We start from the raw sequence: 21,552 nt of genomic DNA, 5'->3' as shown, positions 1-21,552 counted from the left end.
GGACGATGAAAGCCGGCTTGTTTCTTTTGCAGCAAGACAGGGCATAGTCCCAGTAGAGATTTTTACTGGCAACCGATGAAAAGCTGAGGTGATGAAATTGGGACTGCTCAACAAGGAGAAAAAACAGGAGAATTGGGATAAGGAAAAACTGGAACGAGCGATTGTCCGCGTCTTAAGTGAAGGCAAAAAAGATACGTTTCTTGAAATTGTCCACACCCTGCCCCCTCACGAACTCGCAGAGTATTATAAAGAGCTGCCGAAAAAACGGAAACCGCTATTTCTGGAATGGCTGTCCATCGAAGAAATTACCGGCATTCTGCGGTATTTAAGCAAAGACGAACAGCTCACTGTCCTGGAACGGATTGGGCCGGACCGGTCGACACATATTCTGCACATGATGCAGAACAACGATCTGGCATTCCTGCTGACTGGCCTCTCAAAGGGCAAAGTCGATGATCTCATTGCCCAGATGCGGCGTGAAGAAATGGAATCGATCCTGCACATTATGGATTATCCGCCCAAAACGGCAGGCCGGGTCATGACGAACCGGTATATCCCGATTTCGCCCGACAGCACGGTCGGTGAAGCGGAGGAGAAACTGAAAACGTTTGAGAACCTTGCGTATTTTGTGAATTACCTATATGTGGTCGATGAGAATCAGCGCCTTATTGGCGTTGTGACGTTCCGCGATCTCCTGTTGTCGGAAAACAGCAGCCGAATCTCGGACATCATGCGGGATCAGCCGATTACAGTCGACGTCCAGATGAAGCAGGAGGAAGTCGCCAGGATCATCGGTCAGTTCGATTTCGAGGCGATCCCCGTCGTATCGGGGGACCAGGTGCTCGTAGGGACGATTTCCGGTGATCAGGTGCTCGATATCGTCGTGCGTGAAGCTGATGAGGATATCGAGATGCTGCTGGCTTCCGGTAAGTCGATCGACTTCCGGACGAAACCAGTGACCGCTGCCAGGCGCAGGCTGCCCTGGCTGATCCTTCTGCTGTTCATCGGACTCGTATCGGGCAGCATCATCTCCCGCTTTGAGGAAACATTGGAAGCAGTTGTGGCGCTGGCATTCTTCATGCCGATGATTGCCGGGATGACCGGAAACACCGGGACCCAATCTCTTGCAGTCGTCGTCCGGGGGCTCGCTTCCGAAGAGATGACCTGGAAAAAGGCGACCAAGCTCATTCTCCGTGAGCTTGTCGTCGGTGTCCTGATCGGTGTCACCTGCGGTCTGCTCATCGCAGTCATCGCCTTTTTCTGGCAGGGCAGTGCGGTTCTCGGCTTTGTTGTGGGCGTATCACTGCTATGCACGCTCATCATCGGGACAATCGCCGGGACTGTCATCCCGCTGATCCTGAACAGATTCAAAGTCGATCCGGCTGTCGCGTCAGGGCCTCTCATCACGACATTGAACGATATTCTGTCATTGCTGATTTATTTCGGCATCGCGACGATGTTCCTATCGAAACTCACATGAAAAAAAGCTGAGGCGAAAGGTCTATACACCTTTCACCTCAGCTTTTTGCCGTTTCGACTGTCAATAAGCAATGCCGACACGGTGTCCCGCATGCTTGCCTTCAATCAATTCCCTCACTGCGAAATGGGCGGTATCCCCCGTCGATATCTGTCTGCCGTCGGGCGGCAGCCAGTCATCCATTACGCGGTATACACCTGTCTCGCTGCCGTCAGGTAAATAGGTCGGGCAGACGATTGTCCAATCCAGACTGGATGCGGCAAGCGCGCTGTACGCAGCATGGTGCTCTTCCGCTGCAGCTGTCAGCTTGCGATTCGAGTCACCGCCATTGTAGCGCAGTGCCCCTGGCGTCAGCCGGCTGTTGAGGATGCCCGCTGTCCCGATCGTCAGGATTCGGCGGATCCCCTCCTGTTCCATCCCCGCAATCATATGGGGGACCGCCTCGCTCAGTGTTGTCGATTTGTCTGTGCCGAGTGCACTTACGACGCAGTCCGCTCCTTCGATCGTCTTTTGGGCATCCTGCTTCTGCTTCACATCTCCCTGGACAACTGTCAGATGCGGATGAGCCTTCAGTCTGCCAGGGTCCCGTACGAGTGCCGTGACAGTATGGCCGTCTTCCAGCAATGCCGCAAGCATGAGGGAACCGACTCTTCCTGTACCGCCGAACATGGCAATTCTCATAGTGGTTTCACTTCTTCCCGAGTTTCGTGCATCGTGCCGGTTTCCGTCAGCCGGATATGCCAGCCGAGTGCCTTCTCCAGAATATGCGGGGTATGGCCGCCGCGGCTCAGCGCCTCTTTATAGTACGTCCACAGCTGATCCCGGTAGGAAGGATGAGCACAGCGGTCGATGATGAGCGGCACCCGCTCTTTCGGTGCCAGCCCTCGGAGGTCCGCATAGCCTTGTTCCGTCACAATGATGTCTACATCGTGCTCCGTATGATCGACATGGGAGACGAACGGAACGCAGCTCGATATCGCGCCATCCTTCGCAAGTGACTTCGTCACGAAGATCGCCAGTCTGGCATTGCGTGCAAAGTCACCGGATCCGCCGATGCCGTTCATCATCTTCGTGCCTGTGACATGTGTCGAGTTGACGTTGCCGTAGATATCAAATTCGAGTGCCGTGTTGATGGAGATCGTACCGAGACGACGGATGACTTCCGGATGATTCGAGATCTCCTGCGGCCTCATGATGATTTTCTCTTTATAGAACGGGAGATTGTTCCGCAGTTTGTCCATCCGTTCTTCCGTCACTGTGATGGAGGTGCAGGAAGCGGATTTCACTTTTCCCGCGTCGATCAGTTCAAAGACCGAATCCTGCAGCACTTCGGAGTACAGTTCGAGATTTTCGAATTCCGAATCCAGCAGACCATGGAGCACGGCATTCGCCTGCGAACCGATTCCCGACTGAAGCGGTGCCAGCTCATTCGTCAGCCGGCCCGCTTCGATTTCCGAGCGGAGGAATTGCAGCAGATGTCCAGCCATGGTCTCCGTTTCCGCATCGGGCTGGTCGATCGTCGAGAATGAATCGTATTCCTCGGTCAGCACGATCCCTGCAATTTTATCGGGGTCCACCGGGATGCCGTACGTGCCGATCCGTTCGTCCGGATGCATGAGCGGAATCGGTTCACGGTCTCCGAGCACGCCGGGATCATAGACATCATGGACCCCTTCCCATTCTTCAGAGTGTGCGACGTTGATCTCCACGATGATCGCCTTCGCATGTTCTGCAAAAATCAAGGAATTTCCGATGGATGTCGAAGGAATGATCGACCCGTCTTCCGCAATTGCAACCGCTTCGAGGACTGCATAATCGATTTGCGGCAGAACACCGCCGCGCACCAACTCAGAGGTATTGGACAGGTGGTGATCGACGAACAACAATTCCCCATTGTTGATGCCTTTGCGCATTGCGGCATCCGCCTGGAACGGCAGCCTCTTGTTGACGATTCCCGCTTCTGTGAACAGCTTGTCGATATCATGCCCGAGTGACGCGCCCGTGAAGACATTCACTTTGAATTGTTCATCATGCGCCCGTTTCACCAGTGCTTCCGGTATCGCTTTCGCGTCTCCCGCACGTGTGAATCCGCTGAGGCCCAATGTCATTCCGTCCTGTATCCACGAAGCCGCCTCGTCGGCTGACACGACTTTCTCCCGCAGCGACTCTCTTCTGATCCGTCCCAACTGTCCTTCCATTTCCGACAGCTCCTTATTGTAAAGTTGATATATTTAGATTTTTTATACAAATCATTGGTATTGTACCGATATACCTTATGCAGGCCGCTTTCATTCATATAGTACCGTTCCGGCTGGAGAACCGCAACCGTCCTCACCTCCCTCCCGGTCCACAATTCTATGAAAACGGTAGTAATTTCACATTCTTTTCACAAGAAACTTATATAAGGTACAAAGATATAGTGTTATACTGAAGAAAATAGGTCTAATAGACTTTAACTCATTAAAAAGAACTGCAGTTATGTAAAAAGAGAGGATCCTGTCCAATGGTTTTACGTCAAACCCATAATTTGCATTCCGTCACACAGCTGCTGGATGATAAATTCTGCGTATCCATCATGGACACGGAAGGCAGAATTACCTACGTCAACCGGCGATTCTGTGAACTGTCCAAATATGAGGAATGCGAACTTATCAATCAAACATACGGCCTGTTGAATCCAGCCTACGACAGAGAGCGGTTCCTCTCGCAGCTGGAGTCCTGTGTCACAGCCCAGGGCGTCTGGCAGGAGCAGGTGAAGAGCATCGCCAAAGACGGAACTTCGTACTGGGTTCTGGCAACACTGGTGCCTGTCAGGGACGAAACCGGTGCAACGGTTCAATATATCTCTGTCGATCTGGATATCACCACGGAACAGCTGACGAGTGAACGCTATACGCAGACACTGCAGGTCCTGCACAATTTGGAGACCGCTCTGGATCACGCGTCTGTCATTGCAGTGACAGATGCAGCCGGCGTGATCCGCTATGTCAATCCGAAGTTCTGTGAGCTGTCACAATACACGGAAGACGAGCTCCTCGGCAAAACACACCGCGTCATCAATTCAGGCTATCATCCTAAGGAATTCTTCGGAGGCATGTGGGCGACCATCAAAAACGGAAATATCTGGCGCGGCGAAGTGAAGAATCGGGCGAAGGATGGCTCGTTCTATTGGATGAACACGACAATCGTCCCGTTCACCGACACCAGTGGAAAGCCATTCGAATACATTTCGATCCGGACGGACATCACCGCTCGCATCGAGGCGGAGCAGGCGCTGGAGAGTGCGCTGAAGAATGACTTCCGGAAGACGGTGAAGAACTTACAGAACGCCATTTTCAAATATGAAACGGATGAGCAGGGGCAGATCTGCATCACCCTGCTTGAAGGGAAGTTATGTGAAAAAATCGGGTTGACCGCACAGTTGCTGAACGCCAAAGGAGAAGATCATCCTTTCAGCGCTGACGAAGCCGCCCGAATACGGCCGTATTTGTACGCTGCGCTTGACGGGGAACCGGGCCAGTTCGAACTGTCGTACGCCGGCCGTACATTCATCATCTACTTGTCCCCTATCCTTGACGGCAGCTCTGTAACGGAGGTTGTCGGGACGTGTGTGGATATTACGGAACGGAAGAAGGCCGAACAGCTCGCAGAACATATGGCCTATTACGATTCTCTGACAGGACTTGCGAACCGCCGCCTGTTCAAGTCGGAGGTCACTAAAGTGATGGACAGCGGTACGGAGAGATTTTCGATTCTATATCTGGATCTCGACCGTTTTAAGAATATTAACGACTCGCTCGGACATTTCGTCGGCGACAACGTGCTGAAAGCCGTCGCCGAGCGGATCACTCTCTGTCTGAAGCCGGATGATCTCGCGAGCCGGCTCGGCGGGGATGAATACGTCATCATGCTGAAGGAAACTGCCATGGACCGTGTGAATGCGGCTGCTCGGCAGATCCTTGAGGAGATTTCCGCACCGTTCACACTGGGCTCATTGGAGGTGTTCATCACGCCGAGCATCGGGATCAGCCGTTTCCCGGCAGACGGAGAAGACTACGATACACTCATGCGGAACGCGGACACTGCGCTGTTCACGGCCAAAGACCAGGGAAAAAGCACATACCGGTTCTTCACAGAAGAGATGAACAGCAACATGATCGAAAAGACGCTGCTGGAAATGGATCTGCGGCAGGCGATCAGCCGTGATGAACTCGAACTGCATTACCAGCCGCAATATGACATAAAAACCGGCACGATCACCGGCGTGGAAGCATTGGCCCGGTGGAACCATACGAAAAAAGGCATGATCTCACCGGGACAGTTCATTCCGATCGCGGAAGAAAGCGGCATGATCCTGCCGATCGGTCAGTGGGTGATGGAAACTGCATGCCGCCAGGCGAAACAGTGGCAGGACGCAGGGCTGCTGCTGGGCAGGGTCAGCGTAAACGTCTCCATCCGCCAGTTCAAGCAGCCCTCGTTCGTCAGTTCTGTACTGGCTATTCTGGAAAAGACGGGTCTGGCGCCTCAATTCCTGAACATCGAGATTACGGAGAGCATGACGACCGATGTCCACTATTCACAGAAGATACTGAAGCAGCTGCATGAGGAAGGGATCCGTGTCAGTATCGATGATTTCGGGACCGGGTATTCATCACTCAGTTATTTAAGCACCTTCCCGATCACCCATTTGAAGATCGACCAGATCTTCTTGAAGGATCTGAGCAGCAGCAATACCGCGATCATCAAGACAATCATCGAACTGGCCAAAAACCTGAGTATCGATGTCATCGCAGAAGGTGTGGAAACAAACGAGCAGGCATCCTTCCTGAGCACACTGCGGTGTGACGAAGTCCAAGGTTTTCTGTACTCACGTCCGCTGCCGTCCGATACACTGACTCAGCTGCTCATGGAGCAGGAGAATAGGTGAAAAAGGAGAAAACATCGGGAACCTTCCGTGTTTTCCCCTTTTTATTCGTGTCGGTAAATGACAACCCGTTCGTCAGGGTCATTCTCCACTAAAACCGGAATTGCGATTTCTTCCTTTCGGACAAACGGTGTCTGTTCATCTAAGAACTCCAGATAGTCTGCTGTCGGATAATACAAGAGTATGTCCGCCTGGCGGGGCGCCTCCTCCAGGGATTCGAGAATACCATGGACGACAGACTTGAAGATCTCGGTCGAGAACGGATTGAAACAGTAGAAGACGGTCTGTTCCGGCTGGATCGGATAATTTTCCGCCTTCACCTCTTCGAATGTAATAACCCCCCTGCGCTTTTTGCTGCCGCCTCTTCTGAAACTTGCCAAGTTGGCATAGGCTTCCTGCAGGAGCCGTCCGTTCAGATCGATTCCGGTGATACTGCAGCCGAACCGGTCACAGCAATAGAACGGCACCCTGCCTTTTCCGCAGCCGAAGTCGACGAGATGATCTCCGGGTTCAAGAGGATAGGCTAAGAACAATTCGTCCAGCACATCGTACGGTGTGGCTTCATACCGGTTGTAGTGCGCGGAATTCTGCAGGATTTCGATAGTCCCTTCCGTCTGGATACGGAGTTCCCTATCCCGCTCTGCTTCTGTCATTCGTGCCCCTCCATTCCGGATCATCGGATCATCCTGTTCTTGGAACCGGTCTTCAGGATTTCTCCCATCCAGCCCTTTTTCTTTAAGTAGATATAGAGCCCGAGTGTGGACGATATGATGACGGCCAGGGAAAATGCATAGCCATGCGCCCATTCGAACTCGGGAATCGACTTGAAGTTCATACCCCAGATGGCACCGAAGACAGCTGCAGGTGTGAAGATGGTCGTGATGACCGTCAAAGTCTTCATGATTTCATTCCCCCGGTGATTCGACACGAGACTTTCCATGTCTGTCAGCGCTTCCACTTCCCTCCGGTATTCGTAGATCAGCATGCGGATCCGCTCCAGCCGAGTGCAGAGCCTCTTGTATTCCGCTGTTTCCGTGTGTTCTTCTTCAAAGGTTTCACTGACGGTCATCTGTATTTCCACGAGCGGAATGATGAGGTTATTCCAGACGATGAGTTCATGTTTGCTCTCTGCAATCCGCTCGAGCACTTCACTGCTGTTATTGTTTTTCAATTCCCATATGAGATCTCTCATCCCGCATTCGAACTTATCCAGCTGTTCAAGGAATTTGTGGAGAATCGTATTCAGCAGAATGATGAACGCCTGCACTGCATTGTCTGCTTGTTTCATTTTCCCTTCCAGCTCTTCCATTGCTTCTGAAGGGAAGAGCGTCCGGTCAAGTTCCGACGTCAGCAGTGTTTGGACATTGAGAAAAAACGCAAACGTCCTGTTCTCGTTCTTTTCGTGTACATTCTGATCATAGGTTATCCGTCCCCAAAGCGCTTCCTCACCTTTGATGGCAGTCGTATTGCCGATGACATCCAACTCACTATTCTCCAATGTCTTGAACCATTTCGTTTTCATCTTTGTCTGGTTGGACAACAGGCTCTTCAGATCATCGTCCTGCCCTGCTTCGAGCCATTCCCAATCATCTCGTTTAAAAGAGAAATACATGGCGGGTTCCCCCTTCCAGATAGCTTTATAATTTAGTTTACCCACATTTGAGGAACGGGCAACCCCGTCACGATGATTAGTCAGGACGGAAATCGGGAAGAATCCAAACATCTTGTGTCAGTTGAACAACCGGCAGGACTTTTCGCGTTGTCTCCTATACAATGGAGCTGTACAACACGTTCAAATAAGCCTTGCTCTCTGCATTCTGTTTCACTTATACTTACTTTACCGAATAGTAAGAAATGATCGAAAACAATTGGAGGGATTCTGCATGCGTGTACGAGACTTATTTGTGGAAAGAAACTATGTAACTACTGTGAACGATAAAGACACTGTAAAAGAGGCGCTGGACAAAATACGGAAGAGCGGTTTCCGTTCCGTGCCAGTGGTGGATGCCCAGGATACGTACAAAGGGATGATCTACAAAATCCACCTGATCGAGTACCTGTATGAACAGAACGGTGATGAGAACGCCACTGTTGAATCGATCGTCAAGCACAAGGATGACTGTATCGAAGAGACCTCCTCGTTCTTGGATGCTTTGCTGAAAATCAAAGCGCTTCCCTTCATATCGGTCACCGATCATGGCAGACTGGTCGGCATCCTGACACACAATCAGATCGAGGGCGTATTCGAGGATGCTTTCGGTGTCAAAACCGGCGGTCTCAATCTGACGATTTCCTCCACGGAAGCGAGGGGCATGATCGAAAAGCTGGCCCGTACGCTCCGCGGAGAGAATATCGAAGGCATGCTGACGCTCGATAACGGATCTGTTCTGGTACGCCGTGTCGTCCTGACACTTGAAGGTGAAAAGACGGAAGAAGAGACCCGGGCACTTCAGACGAAACTTGAAAAGGCAGGCTTCCGGATCCTGCAGATCGAACGACTTGAAAAACAATGATGACGCACAAGCAGCTGTTCAGAATGCCGGTTCCGCCGGTTTCTGAATGGCTTTTTTGCAATTCTGCAGGTGTCCTGCCCCGAATGACTCCAGCAGGCCGCCTATCGTTTTCCATACTCGCCGGATGGGTATAGGAAACAGTTAAGGGGGAGGTGCAGTTGAGATGAAGCTGTCAATTCGAAAGACATACCGGTTCCAGGAAATCATCAATGCGTTCCTGCGGAATGGGTTCAGCCATGTCCTGTTCCGTCTAGGCCTTACTGACCGACGCAGATCCAGGGCTGCGGATGGCGAGCAGTCCGATACGAATCTGCAGCATATCGGCGAAAAACTGAGCCGCACCCTGCAGGAACTCGGCCCGACTTTCATCAAACTCGGACAGATCGCCAGTACCCGCAGGGATCTGGTGCCGCCGGAAATCACCCGTGAACTTGAGAAACTGCAAGACCACGCCAAACCGTTCCCGTTCGAACAGGTCAAGCAGATCGTTGAGGATGAACTGGACTGTCCTCTCACCGATGCCTTCGAGTCGTTCAATGATGTGCCGATGGCAACCGCTTCGATCGGCCAGGTCCATGAAGCCTTCCGGCATGACGGTCAGAAAGTGGCGGTCAAAGTGCAGCGGCCGGGCATCCGGAACACAGTACATACTGATTTGTCGATTTTGAAAGAGATCGCAGGACTTATCGAGAACAATACAGAGTGGGGAAAAATGTACGGCATCAGGGAAATCATCAGCGAATTCGCCGACACCCTCCTCGATGAGCTCGATTATGAACACGAAGGCCGGAATGCCGAGCGGATCGCCAAGCAGTCGGAAGGCAATGATGGCGTCTATATACCGAAAATCTATTGGGACACTTCGAGCGGCCGTGTGCTGACGATGGAGCTGATCGAGGGGGTGAAATCGGACAATCTGGCGCGTCTTGATGAGCTCGGATATGATCGCGGACTCCTCGCCAGGAACCTTGTCCATGAAATGTTCAGCCAAGTGCTCGATCACGGTTTCTTCCATGGGGACCCGCATCCCGGCAACATCCTGTTCCTGCCGGGCAATACGCTGTCGTTCATCGACTTCGGCATGATGGGATTCCTGGACGATAACTTGAAATTCCAGTTTGCAAAACTGGTGATGGAACTGGAACGCGGAAACACGAAAGGGATCATCAAGGCACTGGATGCGATGGGCATCCTGGACGATGATACCGATCTTCGCAGCCTCGAGAAAGATCTCGGCCTGCTGAAAACGAAGTATTATGACGTACCGCTCGAAAACGTGAGTCTCGGCGGCGTCTTCGTCGATCTGTTCGAGGTCGCCTACCGTCATCGGATCCGGATCCCGAGTGAAATTACGGTGCTCGGCAAAACAATCCTGACGGTGGAAGGCCTGATCTCCAAACTGGATCCCCATATGCGGATCATGGACGGTGTCGAGCCGTTCGGCAAACAGCTCATCCGGGAACGGTACAGCCCATCCGCAGTGCTGAAGAACGCTTGGGAGAGCTTGAGTGAAAATGCAGAGATCATTGCAAACATCCCGAAGGACTTCAAGGACATCAGCACGGCTCTGAAGAAAGGCAAACTCAAGCTGGATATCAATCTCCGGCAGGCAGGGTTCATCCTGCGGCGTCTGGATATCATCAGCAACCGGCTCGCCTTCAGCGTCATCCTGCTCGCTTTCAGCATCCTGATGACCGGACTGATCATCGGATCGGCAATCGCCGGGCAGAACAATATCCTGCTGAACCTTCCTGTCATCGAAATCGGTGCCATCGTCGCGTTTCTCATGTTTTTGTTCCTGCTGTACTCCATATTTAAATCAGGGAGAATGTAGCGGGTAGTCATTGGGATGCGGGTACCTACCGCCTGCGGGGCATATGTCCGTGTAAATTGAAAAAACACGCTCAGGGAAATCGGATTCCCTTGAGCGTGTTTCCGTTATACAACGAAATAGGCAATGACCGACAGCAGGACCGATGTCACAGCCATCGCAGCCAGCGGACGGAGTGCCCGCTTACGCAGGTCGCGTAAGCTGACATTCAGGCCCAGGCCGACCATGGCGGCTGTCAGCAGCCAGGATGTCAGGACGCCGAGTGCATCATAGACACCATCGGATACCGGGATGACCGGACCGAATACGTACGTGCCAAGGACGCTGAGCAGGATGAACCCGACGAGGAACCACGGGAACTCGATTTTCGCATCGCCCTCTTCGGATCCTTTGTTTTTCCGCTTCATGATTGCAATGAAGATAAAACAGAGCGGAACGAGAAGGAAGACACGGCCCAGTTTCGCAAGCAGTGCGATCGCCAGGCCGTCTTCCCCGGCGGGCGCCCCTGCGAGGGCGACGTGCGCCACTTCATGCAGGCTGATGCCGGACCACATGCCGTACTGGATCATGGAGTCGAACGGCAGGATTGGGCGGAGGATCGTATACCCGATGGCAAACACAGTACCCATGAGCGCAATGATCCCTACGCCGATTGCCGTATCTTCGTCCTTGGATTTGACGATCGGTGCGACGGCCGCAATGGCAGCGGCTCCGCAGACACCCGTGCCGACGCCGAGCAGCAGTGAGATATTCTTGTCGGCTTTGAACAGCTTCGCAAGCCACAGTGTCATGAAGATGGCGAAGATGATGACGCCGACGTCCCGGACCAGCAGGCCGAGGCCGTCTTTCAAGACGACATCGATGTTCAGTTTTAATCCGTACAGGATGATCGCTGTCCTGAGCAGGCGCTTGGAAGAAAAGGCAATCCCCGGCCGGATAGCTTCCGGATAGCCGAAGAACTGGCGGTAGATGACCGCGATGATAATTGCGCATGCCATCTGGCCGATCTGGCTGAAACCTGGAAGCATGGCAAGCAGGAATCCTAATAGTGCGATGAAAAATGTGAACGCCACTCCGCCGAACCAGGCTGTCGCAGCTGACGGCTGTTTCGGTGAAGGGGATGCAGTTTGTGTATTCATGCAGAACACCTCCTGATTTCCAGTATACGCTCAGAGTTTCCATAAGAAAAATAATAATTTATAATGGTTGCCATAAGTGTTTCATTATCATAGGAGGTGAGTGGATATGGACCAGAGTCTGCTTGTATTCGTGACAGCGGCGGAGCGCAGGAATTTTTCACGTGCCGCGGAGGATCTGCACATGACACAGCCGGCCGTCAGCCAGTACATCCGGGCACTGGAAGACACGATGGGCGCCCGCCTGCTGGAGCGGACGAACAAGTATGTGCGACTCACAAAAGCGGGTGAAATCGTGTACGACCACGCAAAGGACATCGTCGGGTTGTACGGACGCATGCACCGGCTCGTCGATGATCTGTCGAACGAGGCGGGTGGGCCTTTGTCGATCGGGGCGAGTTATACGTTCGGCGAATATGTCCTTCCCCATATACTGGCCCGGCTGCTGGCGGACTATCCGCGCATCCAGCCGGATGTCACCATCGGGAATACGGCCGAAATCGCCGATCTGATTGTCGCCCAGCAGCTCGACGCGGGCATCGTGGAAGGCCGTTTCAAGGAAAACCGGCAGCTCGCCGTACTGCCGCTTGCGGAAGATCATATGGTGCTGGCAGCGTCGCCCGGGCACCCGCTCCTGGATTCCGCCCAGCCGGTCAGCTGGGAGTCGCTTGCGGAGCAGACGTGGATCATGCGGGAACGCGGTTCCGGCACACGGGAGGCGGCAGAGACCGTTTTCAGCGATAAGAGCATCACGCCAGACCGGACAATTCAGTTCAGCAGCACCCAGCCCATCAAGGAAGCTGTCGGAGCGGGACTCGGCATCAGCCTTCTGTCGGAATGGGCTGTGCAAAAAGAGCTGGCGCATGGAGATCTCGCAGTGATACAGGCACCCGGGCTGCCCCATATCCGCCAGTTTTCCGTCGTGACCAACTCGACGTACCGAACGAAAGCGCTGCAAGTGTTCCTGGATCTGCTGCAGTCTGCGGATGATCTGACGTCGTTCGGGCAGCGGGGCTGAAAAACCAAAAACTGTCCGGGGAAGACCGTACTGGTGCTTCCTGGACAGTTTTCCTTAATCAGCGGCGATGAACCCCGTTGAGGATGATTTCACTCTGCGGAATCGATGGAATGCTCGACATGCTGTAGCTGAGCTCCTGATCCGGGACGTCATACTCCATCTTGTTCGCCAAGTAATCGAGCGTCACTTTCATCACTTCGACAGTCGCCCACTCGCCCGGACAGCGGTGGCCGGTCGCGTGATCGCCGCCTCCTTGGGGAACGAAATTGAAAGGCGTGACAGTATCTGCGGCAAACCGTCCGGGACGGAACCGGTCCGGATCCGGCCAGTTCGCTTCTTCGTGGTTCGTTCCGTAGAAATCGAAGATGACCAGCGTGCCTTCCTCGAAAGTTTCCCCGTTCCAGCTGAACTCGGCCTTGACGCGCGCCGCATTGAACGGGAAGAACGGGTACAGCCTGCGGACTTCCTGCACGAAGTGTTCGATTGGTTCCTCTTTGCTGCCCTTCAGTTTGGCGCGTTCCTCCGGATGCGTAAGGAGCGCATGCGCTGTGAATGCAATATAGATGGAAACGGCAACGATCGGCCGGACGATGTTCAGCACTTCCACTGCAGCTGTGCGGGCATCGAGCAGATTGCCGTCCAGATCCTTATGCTGGGAGAATGTCAGCAATGCTGTGCCGGCCGGCGGCTGCAGCCGGTCAGCGCGCACGTCCTCGACGAGACCCCCGATCCAGTCTTCGAGATCACTGCGCGCCCGGGTGCCGCGGATATACTGGACACCGACGGAGGTCGGCGATTCGAACAGCTGGACGATCTGGCCTGTCCGCTTCTGGACGTCGTCTTCGGACAGCGGGACGCCGGCCCAGCGGACGGCAGCGCGGGTGAGCACCTCCTGGGCCGTTTCATATAGGTTGATGTCCGCACCGCTGCCCCACTGATCGAGTTTCCGCTCCCATTCGTCCGCCGTCAGCTTCCCGAGCTGGCGGGTATGATCGGGATTCATAAGTTCCATAAACATCGCTTTCCGATGGTGGTGCACTTCCCCGTCCAGCGTCTGCACCCCGTTTTCGCCGAGCAGTGTTTTCTGGGCATGCTTCGGTGCCGCCCCATGACGGATGAATTTATCATTATCATAGAAAATCCGGCCCGCCTCTTCCCCCGTCAGACAAATGACACGCTCCCCGAGCAGCCGCGTTTCAAAGATCGGAGAGCCAAACTCCCGGCTCCGCTTCGGGATGTAGTCATAGCCTTCCTTCATCAGGCCGAGTGTATGGTCGATCCCTTCCTCTTTCGGTATCGGTGACATGTATGATCCGCTCCATTTCCTTTTTGCTATATCCTTTCCCTGGGAACGGCTGGGTAAACGCCGGGCGCCGGGCGCGGGCAAAATGGAATCAGCCTGAAGTGGTTTAATAAGAATGCGCCGTCCCGGCGGCGCCGACAAGCCAGGAACTGATTTGGCGGGAGCGGCATGAGAGATTCGGCATGGTGGTCTGGCGATGCAGGGCCTGGCTTTTTGCATGGTGTGTCGGTTGGCCGGACTTCGTGCAAGTAAGACAGCTCTTTTTACATGAAGGCACCGGTTTGCTGGGCTTCGTGCAATTAAGACGGCTCTTTTTACAATGAAGGCACCGGCTTGCTGGGCTTCGTGCAAGTAAGGCGGCCCTTTTCGCATGATGCTGCCGGTTCCCTGGGCTTCGTGCAATTAAAACGGCTGCATCTTCGACTCGCACACAATTCCATACACGAGTCGCAGTTGTACCACCAACAGTCATGTGCCCTCTTCAATCAAAAAAACGAGCTGCCCGGCCGGCAGCTCGCTTGCGTCATTCTATAATCAGTTTTCCTGGGTTCAGCAAGTTCTCCGGGTCGAGCGCCTGCTTGATCTTCAGCATGACGTCGTAGGCGGCACCGTGTTCCTCACGCTGGTATTTCTGTTTGCCGACGCCGACGCCGTGCTCGCCGGTGCACGTGCCGCCGCAGGCGAGGGCGCGGCGGACGATGGTTTCGTTGTAGTCATTGGCCCGCTGCAGTTCATCCTCATCGGAATGGTCGATCATGAGCAGGACGTGGAAGTTGCCGTCGCCGACGTGGCCGACGATGCCGCCTTCGAGCCGCAGCCGGTCGAGCTCTTCCCGGGCGAAGACGACCGCCTCTGCGAGTTCCGAAATCGGGACACAGACATCCGTCAGCATCATCTGTTTGCGCGGGAAGCCGTGCGTGTAGGCGTACGCCGCATTGTGGCGCGCTTCCCACAGCTGGTTGCGGCTCGCGGTCTCCTTTTCGAACAGGATCTCTTTACAGCCGAAGTCGTTGACGATCTCTTCCGTGAACGCAACATCCTGGGCGAGGCCGGCCTCGTTGCCGTGGAATTCCAGGAACAGCGTCGGCTGCTCGGCGTAATCCGTTTCGCTGTAGGCGTTCACCTGGCGAATCGATTCCGTGTCGACGAGCTCCACCCGGGCGATCGGGATACCGGCCTGCAGAATCGCAGGTACGGCTTCGATTGCATTGGTGACCGAGTCAAAGACGGCGCGGGCGGCAACCGTCACCTCAGGGATACCGAACACACGCAGCGTCAGTTCCGTGAAGCAGCCAAGTGTGCCTTCCGAGCCGACGAACAGGCCGTTCAGATGATAGCCGGACGACGACTTCGCCGCCATATTGCCCGTATGGATGATCGTTCCGTCCGCCAGCACCACTTCCATATCCCGGACCTGATCTCGCATGACGCCGTATTTGACGGACGTCGTGCCGCTCGCATTCGTTGCGGCCATGCCGCCGAGCGTGGCGTCCGCTCCCGGATCGACCGAGAAGAACAGGCCATGCTTCTTCAGTTCTTTGTTAAGCGCAGTGCGCGTGACGCCCGGCTGGACCGTAACAAGCATATCCGCCGGACGGATGTCGAGGATTTTATCCATCTCCGTGAAGTCTATCGTGATGCCGCTGTCATACGGGATCACGTGGCCTTCGAGACTCGAGCCGACGCCGAACGGGATGACCGGCATCTTGTGTGCAGCCGCCGTTTTGACGATCCGGCTCACCTCCTCGGTCGACCTCGGAAAGACGACCATATCCGGCAGGCTCGGCGTATGGTAGGATTCGTCCTTGCTATGCAGGTCGCGGACCGTTTCGTTCACCGTGATCTGATCGGGCTCCAGGAATTTTGACAGGTCCTCTGTCAGCTGTTCAATTGCAGTTATCATAAGATCCTTCCTTCCGTTTTCGCTATTTTCCAAGTATAGCGCATCTTCTTTCTGTTTGGTACCGATGGAACCGGGAACACTGGTTGTAATGAACTCAGACAGGAGGACTGCATCATGAAACCAACAGCAGCGGCAGGCAGCGTCCTTGCGCTGAGCCTGCTACTCGGGGCTTGCGGCAGCACGGACGACGACAAAGCGACAGATACAACCGGTACGGAGGACACGGCCACGGAACCGGGCTCCGTCAATGACACGGATACCGGAATGGACGATGCCGGTACGGACAGTGAAGACGGCAGTACGGGTACAGAGACGGATACAAGCGGCACATCCGATTCATCGGACACAGCAGCCGACGGCCAGGACGATATGAAGGAAAAGATGGACCAGCTCGCGTATGATGAATTCGAACTGGAAGTCGACTACGGCAAGGACCAGGAATATGAAATCGAAATCGAGCAGGACAATGGTGTCGTCGAAGCAAAAGTAGAAGATGAACTGTCCAATCAGAACCTGAACGGACAGGAAGCGTTCGATGAAATCTATCCAAAACTGAAAGAACTCACCATCACTGAAACGACGTCGAAAGAAGACGCCATCCAGCAGGCGTTGGACGCATTCGGTCTGAAAGATGATTATGTGAAGTTCGACATGGAGATCACAATGCCGGACGGCAAGAAACTCACCTTTGAAGATAAAAAATGACATACGAAAAAGCGGAACCGCGTCCCGGTTCCGCTTTTTTCATTTGCTGTGGTCCTGTACGAACCGGATGATCTCTTCGGATGTGCCCATCTGCAGGATTTCCGGGATATACCCTTCCCAGTCGGCCTTCGACAGACCTGCGATCTGGGACCGCGCCTTCAGGATGCTGGACGGGCTCATCGAGAACTCGTCGAGGCCCATGCCGAGCAGGATCGGGATGGCCAGCGGGTCGCCCGCGACTTCGCCGCACATGCCGGCCCATTTGCCTTCCTTGTGCGCAGCCGTGATCACATTGTGGATCAGACGCAGCACGGCCGGATGGGTCGGCTGGTACAGATAGGAGACCGATTCGTTCATGCGGTCTGCGGCCATCGTGTACTGGATCAGGTCGTTCGTGCCGATCGAGAAGAAGTCGACCTCTTTTGCGAACAGGTCCGCAATGACGGCGGCTGCCGGGATCTCGAGCATCATGCCGACTTCATACGACTCACTTACCGCAAAACCGTCCGCTTTCAGTTTCTCTTCTTCTTCCAGCAGCATGCCCTTCGCCTTCCGGAACTCTTCGAGCGTCGCAATCATCGGGAACATGATCTTCAGGTTCCCGTGAATGCTCGCCCGCAGGAGTGCCCGCAACTGTGTGCGGAACATGTCCGGCTCCGCGAAGCAGAGACGGATGGCGCGTTCACCGAGGAACGGATTCATTTCATCCGGCGTCTTGAAATAATCAAGCTCCTTGTCCCCGCCGATATCGAGCGTCCGGACAACGGTCGGCCGGTCGCCCATTGCGGTCAACACCGCTTTGTATGCTTCCAGCTGCTCTTCTTCGGTCGGCCAGTCGCTGTTGCCCATGTACAGGAATTCGGTGCGGAACAGGCCGACGCCTTCCGCTCCGTTTTTGTCCGCCAGCGGCAGGTCATCGACAGATGCGATATTCGCGCCGACTTCAACGTGCTGTCCGTCGCTCGTCTTTGTCGATTCCGTCACATAGCGCTTCAGCAGCTCCTTGTCCTGCTGGAACTTTTCCTGTTTGACCGTGTAGTCATGGACAGCCTGTTCCGTCGGATCGATCAGCACCAATCCGTCCGTGCCGTCCACGACCAGCTGTGTGCCCTGCTCGATTGCGTCCATTGCCGACTTCGTGCCGACCACCGCCGGTATTTCAAGCATCCGCCCGAGAATGGCGGAGTGCGACGTGCGGCCGCCGATATTCGTCACGAACCCTTTGACAAACTCCTTGTTCAGCTGTGCGGTCGCAGACGGGGTCAGGTCATCCGCCACGATGATAACTTCTTCATCGATCGAGGATGGATCGGAAACGTGCACGCCGAGCAGTTTGGCGAGAAGGCGCTTCGTCACGTCCCGGACGTCCGCCGCCCGCTCGCGCATGTATTCGTTGTCCATTGCTTCGAACATTGCCGTGAATGTATCCGCCGCCTGCTGGAGTGCATACTCGGCGTTGTTTCCCTGCTCGATGCTGCCCTTCACACTCGACAGCAGTTCCGGATCGTTCAGGACGAGCAGGTGCGCTCCGAAAATGGCCGCCTTGTCTGCGCCGAAATTCTCTTCAGCTTTTTTACGGATGGCTTCCAGTTCATCAGCCGCTTCACTTTGAGCGGATTCGAACCGGGCGATTTCCGATGCCGGGTCGTCGATCGTGCGCTTTTCAACGGTCAGATCAGGTGATTCCAGACGGTAGGCTCTGGCGATCGCAATGCCGTCGGAAACCCCGATCCCTGTCAGTTCGTTTGTCACTCGCCGATACTTTCCTGCTTCATGATCTCGTCCACTTTCGCGATCGCCTCTGATTCGTCAGCGCCATCCGCTTCCACGTCCACTTGCGCGCCGGACTCGATGCCCATGCCCATGACACCCATAATCGATTTCATATTCGCTTTCTTCCCGTTATAGGTGATTGTGACGTCCGACTGGAACGGGGTGACAGCTGAGACAAGAAGGGAACAAGGACGTGCATGGAGCCCTTCACTGCTTGTGATTGTGTACGTTTTCTTTTCCATAACCGATCTCTCCTTTAAAATTAGAACTTGATGCGGCCGCTGTAGGCGGCGACCAGTTTTTCGTTATACTCTGCATTTCCCTCCAAGTTGCCGCTCTTGAAAACCGGAGGGGTGCGCCCGTCCGCTTCCATGGCGGCGACGGTCTCGCAGAACAGCGCATGCAGCAGCGTATTGCCGATGACCGAAGACACCGGACCGCACTGCACACCGCCGACCTGCATGACCGCATCGCCCGGCGGCACTTGCGTATCCAGCACAGCCGCGACGAGTTCTTCGAGCCGCCTGCCGGACGCATGGCGCGATGGATGCTCTTGTTCAGTATACCGCAAAGACTGCAGGGAAACCGTATAGGCGCCTTGTGCAGCAGCATATTCAGCGACGTCGAGCGGAACCGGATTCCGGCCGGATGTGGAGATGATGATCACAGCATCCTCGGGCCGGATATCGAGCTTGTCCAGGAACGATCTGCTGAATGCCGGATCTTTCTCATACATGGAAGAACTCACAGCCCCTTCATGCAGCATGAGCGGCCCGATGGAGATCGGCCGGACAGGCACAAGGCTGCCCGCCCGGTAGAACCCTTCCTGTGCGAGCAGCTGTGAATGGCCCGAGCCGAACAGCTGGATGATCCCGCCCCGGCTGAGACGCGCGGCCAGTTCACCCGCCGCTCCCTTCAAAACGGGGACGGCTGCCTCCCCCGCTTCGCCGATCAGTTGCTGTACCTTTTCAATATACCCTGTCATGGCAGGATCACCTCCCGATTTCACTGATGAATTTATAGCGGTCCGCCCGGTATGTACTGCGCACCACTTCAAACGGACGGCCGTCGTCAAGGGCGCTCACCCGCTCGATCAGAACGACTGCGGCAGGCAGGCTGATCTGGAGGAACTCTGCGTCCTCCTGCTTTGCAAGGGCTGCTTCCATCCGCTGTACCGCCTGCCCGATCACGAGTCCGCATTCCTGTTCAATGTAGGCATAGAGCGAACCCTGCAAGGCGGCTTCCGTCAAATCCGGCAGCAGAGCCACAGGCAGGAACGACCGCTCGATCGCCATCGGTGTATTGTCGGCGTACCGGACGCGGACAATCTGGTAGACCAGTGCACCGGCCGGCAGTCCAAGCCGGGCCGCCACCTGCTTATCCGGCTTAACCTCCTTGAAACTGACGAGCGCTGTTCCCGGCACGAACCCGCGAGCTTTCATATCTTCCGTGAAGCTGGTCAGCCCGTTCAGCGGCTGTTCCATCTTCTCTTCGGCGACGAATGTTCCCCGGCCCTTCTCCCGGTACAGCAGCCCCTCCTTGACGAGGTTCATGAGCGACTGCCGGACGGTCATCCGGCTGACGCCGAACTGCTCGGACAACTCCCGCTCGGACGGGATGAGGGAATTGACAGGATAGGTTCCGCAGGCAATCCGTTCGCGCAGCAGCTCCTCGATCTGGACGTAGATCGGAATCGATGATTGCTTGTCGACGATCATGACCACCGCCGATCCGCCGGGGTGCCGGCCCGTCCCTTACTTGCTTCCATGGCGTTCATACCCTGTCACACCGCGGCAGATCGTCCGGGTGACTTCCCAGTCCGCATCCAGCAGGACGAGATCCGCATCCTTCCCTTCCGCGATGGCACCCTTCTGATCCAAGCCGAGCTGTCGCGCTGCGTTGCCCGATGAAATCTTCGCCACTTCCACAGGTCCGAGACCGAGCATCACGGCAACATTCCGCACAGCCTGTCCCATCTTCAGGATACTGCCGGCCAGCGTGCCGTCCGCGAGCCGTGCATCGGTTTCCGTCACGTGGACCGGCTGGCCGCCGAGCTCGTATTCCCCCGGATCTAGGCCTTTCGCACGCATTGCATCGGTAATGAGAATGAGACGATCCGGGCCTTTCATGCGGTAGGCGAGTTCCACGGATTTCGGATGGCTGTGGATGAAGTCCGCGATGATTTCCGCACACAGGCCGTCCGTCAGCAGCGCCCCGCCGATCGCACCCGGCTCCCGGTGATGGAAGGGGGACATCTGGTTGTACAGATGCGTCGCCTGCTTCGCGCCGGCTGCTGCCGCATCCTCCATCTCGAGGACCGTCGCGTTCGTATGACCGAGAGACGCAATGACGCTTTCGGACGACAGTTTGGCAATGAATGCCTTGCCGCCCGGCTCTTCCGGTGCCAGCGTCACCATCCGGATCTTACCGTCCGCTTCCTTCTGCCACTGATCGAACTGATCGGCATCCGGCGGGCAGATGTACTGCAGCGGCTGTGCACCGGCGCGTTTCGGCGACACGAACGGCCCTTCCAGATGGATGCCGAGCATGTCCGCCTGACCGGGCACCGATTCAAAGCCGGCCAGATTCTTCATCGCCGCGCTGATCGCTTCCGGTGCCTGTGTCATGGACGTCGCGAGGAAGGAGGTCGTCCCTTCCTTCGGCAGCACGTCCGCCATCGTCCGGATCGCTTCCGGTGTGGCATCCATGACGTCCGCTCCTGCCGCCCCGTGGATATGCATGTCGATGAACCCCGGCAGTACAACCTGTCCTGACGCATCGATATGCTCGTCCGCTTCACGCTTCAGGCCAGGGCCCACTTCGCGGATCACACCGTCTTCGATGAACACATCACAGTGCTCCGCCAGGCCATCGGGTGTCACGACTGTTCCGTTACTGAGTAATGTTGTTGTCATATGTGTCCGCTCCTTAACGAAATGCGCCGGACGGGTGACTGTTGTCTCCCCGGC

General features: G+C 55.3%; 18 protein-coding genes. 6 read left to right on the top strand and 12 right to left on the bottom strand.

The window, feature by feature from the left end; translation table 11 throughout:
* Window positions 1–91: 91 nt before the first annotated feature.
* Window positions 92–1,480, top strand: coding sequence for a magnesium transporter (mgtE, locus tag BN1190_RS02335; protein ID WP_052461655.1), 1,389 nt, complete (start codon window positions 92–94; stop codon window positions 1,478–1,480).
* Between the two features lie 60 nt (window positions 1,481–1,540).
* Here mgtE and BN1190_RS02330 read toward each other — a convergent pair whose 3' ends face one another.
* Both BN1190_RS02330 and BN1190_RS02325 read right to left on the bottom strand, forming a co-directional pair.
* Window positions 1,541–2,158: an NAD(P)-dependent oxidoreductase gene (locus BN1190_RS02330; protein WP_040285416.1), complete on the bottom strand. Its 618-nt coding sequence runs from the start codon at window positions 2,156–2,158 to the stop codon at window positions 1,541–1,543.
* Window positions 2,155–3,675, bottom strand: a complete 1,521-nt coding sequence (locus BN1190_RS02325; RefSeq protein WP_040285415.1) for an acetyl-CoA hydrolase/transferase family protein — start codon at window positions 3,673–3,675, stop codon at window positions 2,155–2,157. The genes BN1190_RS02330 and BN1190_RS02325 overlap by 4 nt, the downstream gene beginning before the upstream one ends.
* Window positions 3,676–3,980: 305 nt before the next feature.
* Here BN1190_RS02325 and BN1190_RS02320 point away from each other — a divergent pair, with 305 nt between their 5' ends.
* Window positions 3,981–6,404 carry a sensor domain-containing protein gene (locus BN1190_RS02320; RefSeq protein ID WP_052461654.1) on the top strand — a complete coding sequence of 808 codons (2,424 nt, stop codon included), beginning with the start codon at window positions 3,981–3,983 and terminating at the stop codon, window positions 6,402–6,404.
* A gap of 41 nt (window positions 6,405–6,445) precedes the next feature.
* Here the strand turns inward: BN1190_RS02320 and BN1190_RS02315 are convergent, their stop codons facing one another.
* Both BN1190_RS02315 and BN1190_RS02310 read right to left on the bottom strand, forming a co-directional pair.
* Complete coding sequence (locus BN1190_RS02315; protein ID WP_040285414.1) at window positions 6,446–7,054, bottom strand: class I SAM-dependent methyltransferase; 609 nt, start codon at window positions 7,052–7,054, stop codon at window positions 6,446–6,448.
* 20 nt (window positions 7,055–7,074) lie between these two features.
* Window positions 7,075–8,013 (bottom strand): magnesium transporter CorA family protein, encoded by a 939-nt coding sequence (locus tag BN1190_RS02310; RefSeq protein ID WP_040285413.1) that lies wholly within the window; start codon window positions 8,011–8,013, stop codon window positions 7,075–7,077.
* Between the two features lie 271 nt (window positions 8,014–8,284).
* On the opposite strand from BN1190_RS02310, the gene BN1190_RS02305 reads away from it, so the two are divergent.
* Window positions 8,285–8,914 carry a CBS domain-containing protein gene (locus BN1190_RS02305; RefSeq protein WP_040285412.1) on the top strand — a complete coding sequence of 210 codons (630 nt, stop codon included), beginning with the start codon at window positions 8,285–8,287 and terminating at the stop codon, window positions 8,912–8,914.
* A 163-nt stretch (window positions 8,915–9,077) separates the two neighbouring features.
* The gene (locus tag BN1190_RS02300; protein WP_040285411.1) at window positions 9,078–10,748 is read left to right on the top strand and encodes an ABC1 kinase family protein; all 1,671 of its coding nucleotides are present in this window, start codon (window positions 9,078–9,080) and stop codon (window positions 10,746–10,748) included.
* Window positions 10,749–10,852: 104 nt separating this feature from the next.
* On the opposite strand, the gene BN1190_RS02295 is transcribed toward BN1190_RS02300, so the two are convergent.
* Window positions 10,853–11,884: a YeiH family protein gene (locus tag BN1190_RS02295; protein WP_040285410.1), complete on the bottom strand. Its 1,032-nt coding sequence runs from the start codon at window positions 11,882–11,884 to the stop codon at window positions 10,853–10,855.
* Window positions 11,885–11,990: 106 nt separating this feature from the next.
* On the opposite strand from BN1190_RS02295, the gene BN1190_RS02290 reads away from it, so the two are divergent.
* On the top strand, window positions 11,991–12,899 hold the full coding sequence (locus BN1190_RS02290) for a LysR family transcriptional regulator (protein WP_040285409.1): 909 nt from the start codon (window positions 11,991–11,993) through the stop codon (window positions 12,897–12,899).
* Between the two features lie 58 nt (window positions 12,900–12,957).
* Here BN1190_RS02290 and BN1190_RS02285 read toward each other — a convergent pair whose 3' ends face one another.
* Entirely contained in the window at window positions 12,958–14,205 is a 1,248-nt protein-coding gene (locus BN1190_RS02285; protein ID WP_040285408.1) for a cytochrome P450, read from the bottom strand.
* Window positions 14,206–14,725: 520 nt separating this feature from the next.
* Window positions 14,726–16,105 (bottom strand): FAD-binding oxidoreductase, encoded by a 1,380-nt coding sequence (locus BN1190_RS02280; RefSeq protein ID WP_040285407.1) that lies wholly within the window; start codon window positions 16,103–16,105, stop codon window positions 14,726–14,728.
* Window positions 16,106–16,219: 114 nt separating this feature from the next.
* On the opposite strand from BN1190_RS02280, the gene BN1190_RS02275 reads away from it, so the two are divergent.
* Window positions 16,220–16,810: a YusW family protein gene (locus tag BN1190_RS02275; protein ID WP_040285406.1), complete on the top strand. Its 591-nt coding sequence runs from the start codon at window positions 16,220–16,222 to the stop codon at window positions 16,808–16,810.
* A 39-nt stretch (window positions 16,811–16,849) separates the two neighbouring features.
* Here the strand turns inward: BN1190_RS02275 and ptsP are convergent, their stop codons facing one another.
* From ptsP to nagA, 5 genes are read right to left on the bottom strand one after another with little or no spacing between them, the layout of a single operon-like run.
* Window positions 16,850–18,562: a phosphoenolpyruvate--protein phosphotransferase gene (gene ptsP / locus BN1190_RS02270; protein WP_040285405.1), complete on the bottom strand. Its 1,713-nt coding sequence runs from the start codon at window positions 18,560–18,562 to the stop codon at window positions 16,850–16,852.
* Window positions 18,559–18,825: a phosphocarrier protein HPr gene (locus BN1190_RS02265; protein WP_040285404.1), complete on the bottom strand. Its 267-nt coding sequence runs from the start codon at window positions 18,823–18,825 to the stop codon at window positions 18,559–18,561. Before BN1190_RS02265 ends, ptsP begins: the two co-directional genes overlap by 4 nt.
* 20 nt (window positions 18,826–18,845) lie before the next feature.
* A complete protein-coding gene (locus BN1190_RS02260; RefSeq protein WP_040285403.1) occupies window positions 18,846–19,568 on the bottom strand; it encodes a sugar isomerase domain-containing protein in 723 nt (240 codons plus the stop codon).
* Window positions 19,569–19,575: 7 nt separating this feature from the next.
* The gene (locus tag BN1190_RS02255; RefSeq protein ID WP_040285650.1) at window positions 19,576–20,298 is read right to left on the bottom strand and encodes a GntR family transcriptional regulator; all 723 of its coding nucleotides are present in this window, start codon (window positions 20,296–20,298) and stop codon (window positions 19,576–19,578) included.
* A gap of 39 nt (window positions 20,299–20,337) precedes the next feature.
* A complete protein-coding gene (gene nagA / locus BN1190_RS02250) occupies window positions 20,338–21,498 on the bottom strand; it encodes an N-acetylglucosamine-6-phosphate deacetylase (RefSeq protein WP_040285402.1) in 1,161 nt (386 codons plus the stop codon).
* Between the last annotated feature and the right edge of the window lie 54 nt (window positions 21,499–21,552).

The organism is Sporosarcina koreensis (assembly GCF_000826145.2).
Classification (GTDB): Bacteria; Bacillota; Bacilli; order Bacillales_A; family Planococcaceae; genus Sporosarcina; species Sporosarcina trichiuri.
Note: the sequence above shows the minus strand (reverse complement) of the source record. Positions and strands in the feature narration are given on the sequence as shown.

Coding starts and splice junctions, on each gene's coding strand:
- BN1190_RS02320 (WP_052461654.1), top strand. CDS start 3,981: ATGGTTTTACGTCAAACCCATAATTTGCATTCCGTCACACAGCTGCTG.
- BN1190_RS02295 (WP_040285410.1), bottom strand. CDS start 11,884: ATGAATACACAAACTGCATCCCCTTCACCGAAACAGCCGTCAGCTGCG.
- BN1190_RS02265 (WP_040285404.1), bottom strand. CDS start 18,825: ATGGAAAAGAAAACGTACACAATCACAAGCAGTGAAGGGCTCCATGCA.
- BN1190_RS02275 (WP_040285406.1), top strand. CDS start 16,220: ATGAAACCAACAGCAGCGGCAGGCAGCGTCCTTGCGCTGAGCCTGCTA.
- BN1190_RS02300 (WP_040285411.1), top strand. CDS start 9,078: ATGAAGCTGTCAATTCGAAAGACATACCGGTTCCAGGAAATCATCAAT.
- BN1190_RS02325 (WP_040285415.1), bottom strand. CDS start 3,675: ATGGAAGGACAGTTGGGACGGATCAGAAGAGAGTCGCTGCGGGAGAAA.
- BN1190_RS02305 (WP_040285412.1), top strand. CDS start 8,285: ATGCGTGTACGAGACTTATTTGTGGAAAGAAACTATGTAACTACTGTG.
- BN1190_RS02285 (WP_040285408.1), bottom strand. CDS start 14,205: ATGTCACCGATACCGAAAGAGGAAGGGATCGACCATACACTCGGCCTG.
- nagA (WP_040285402.1), bottom strand. CDS start 21,498: ATGACAACAACATTACTCAGTAACGGAACAGTCGTGACACCCGATGGC.
- BN1190_RS02260 (WP_040285403.1), bottom strand. CDS start 19,568: ATGACAGGGTATATTGAAAAGGTACAGCAACTGATCGGCGAAGCGGGG.
- BN1190_RS02280 (WP_040285407.1), bottom strand. CDS start 16,105: ATGATAACTGCAATTGAACAGCTGACAGAGGACCTGTCAAAATTCCTG.
- mgtE (WP_052461655.1), top strand. CDS start 92: ATGAAATTGGGACTGCTCAACAAGGAGAAAAAACAGGAGAATTGGGAT.
- BN1190_RS02315 (WP_040285414.1), bottom strand. CDS start 7,054: ATGACAGAAGCAGAGCGGGATAGGGAACTCCGTATCCAGACGGAAGGG.
- BN1190_RS02310 (WP_040285413.1), bottom strand. CDS start 8,013: ATGTATTTCTCTTTTAAACGAGATGATTGGGAATGGCTCGAAGCAGGG.
- BN1190_RS02330 (WP_040285416.1), bottom strand. CDS start 2,158: ATGAGAATTGCCATGTTCGGCGGTACAGGAAGAGTCGGTTCCCTCATG.
- BN1190_RS02290 (WP_040285409.1), top strand. CDS start 11,991: ATGGACCAGAGTCTGCTTGTATTCGTGACAGCGGCGGAGCGCAGGAAT.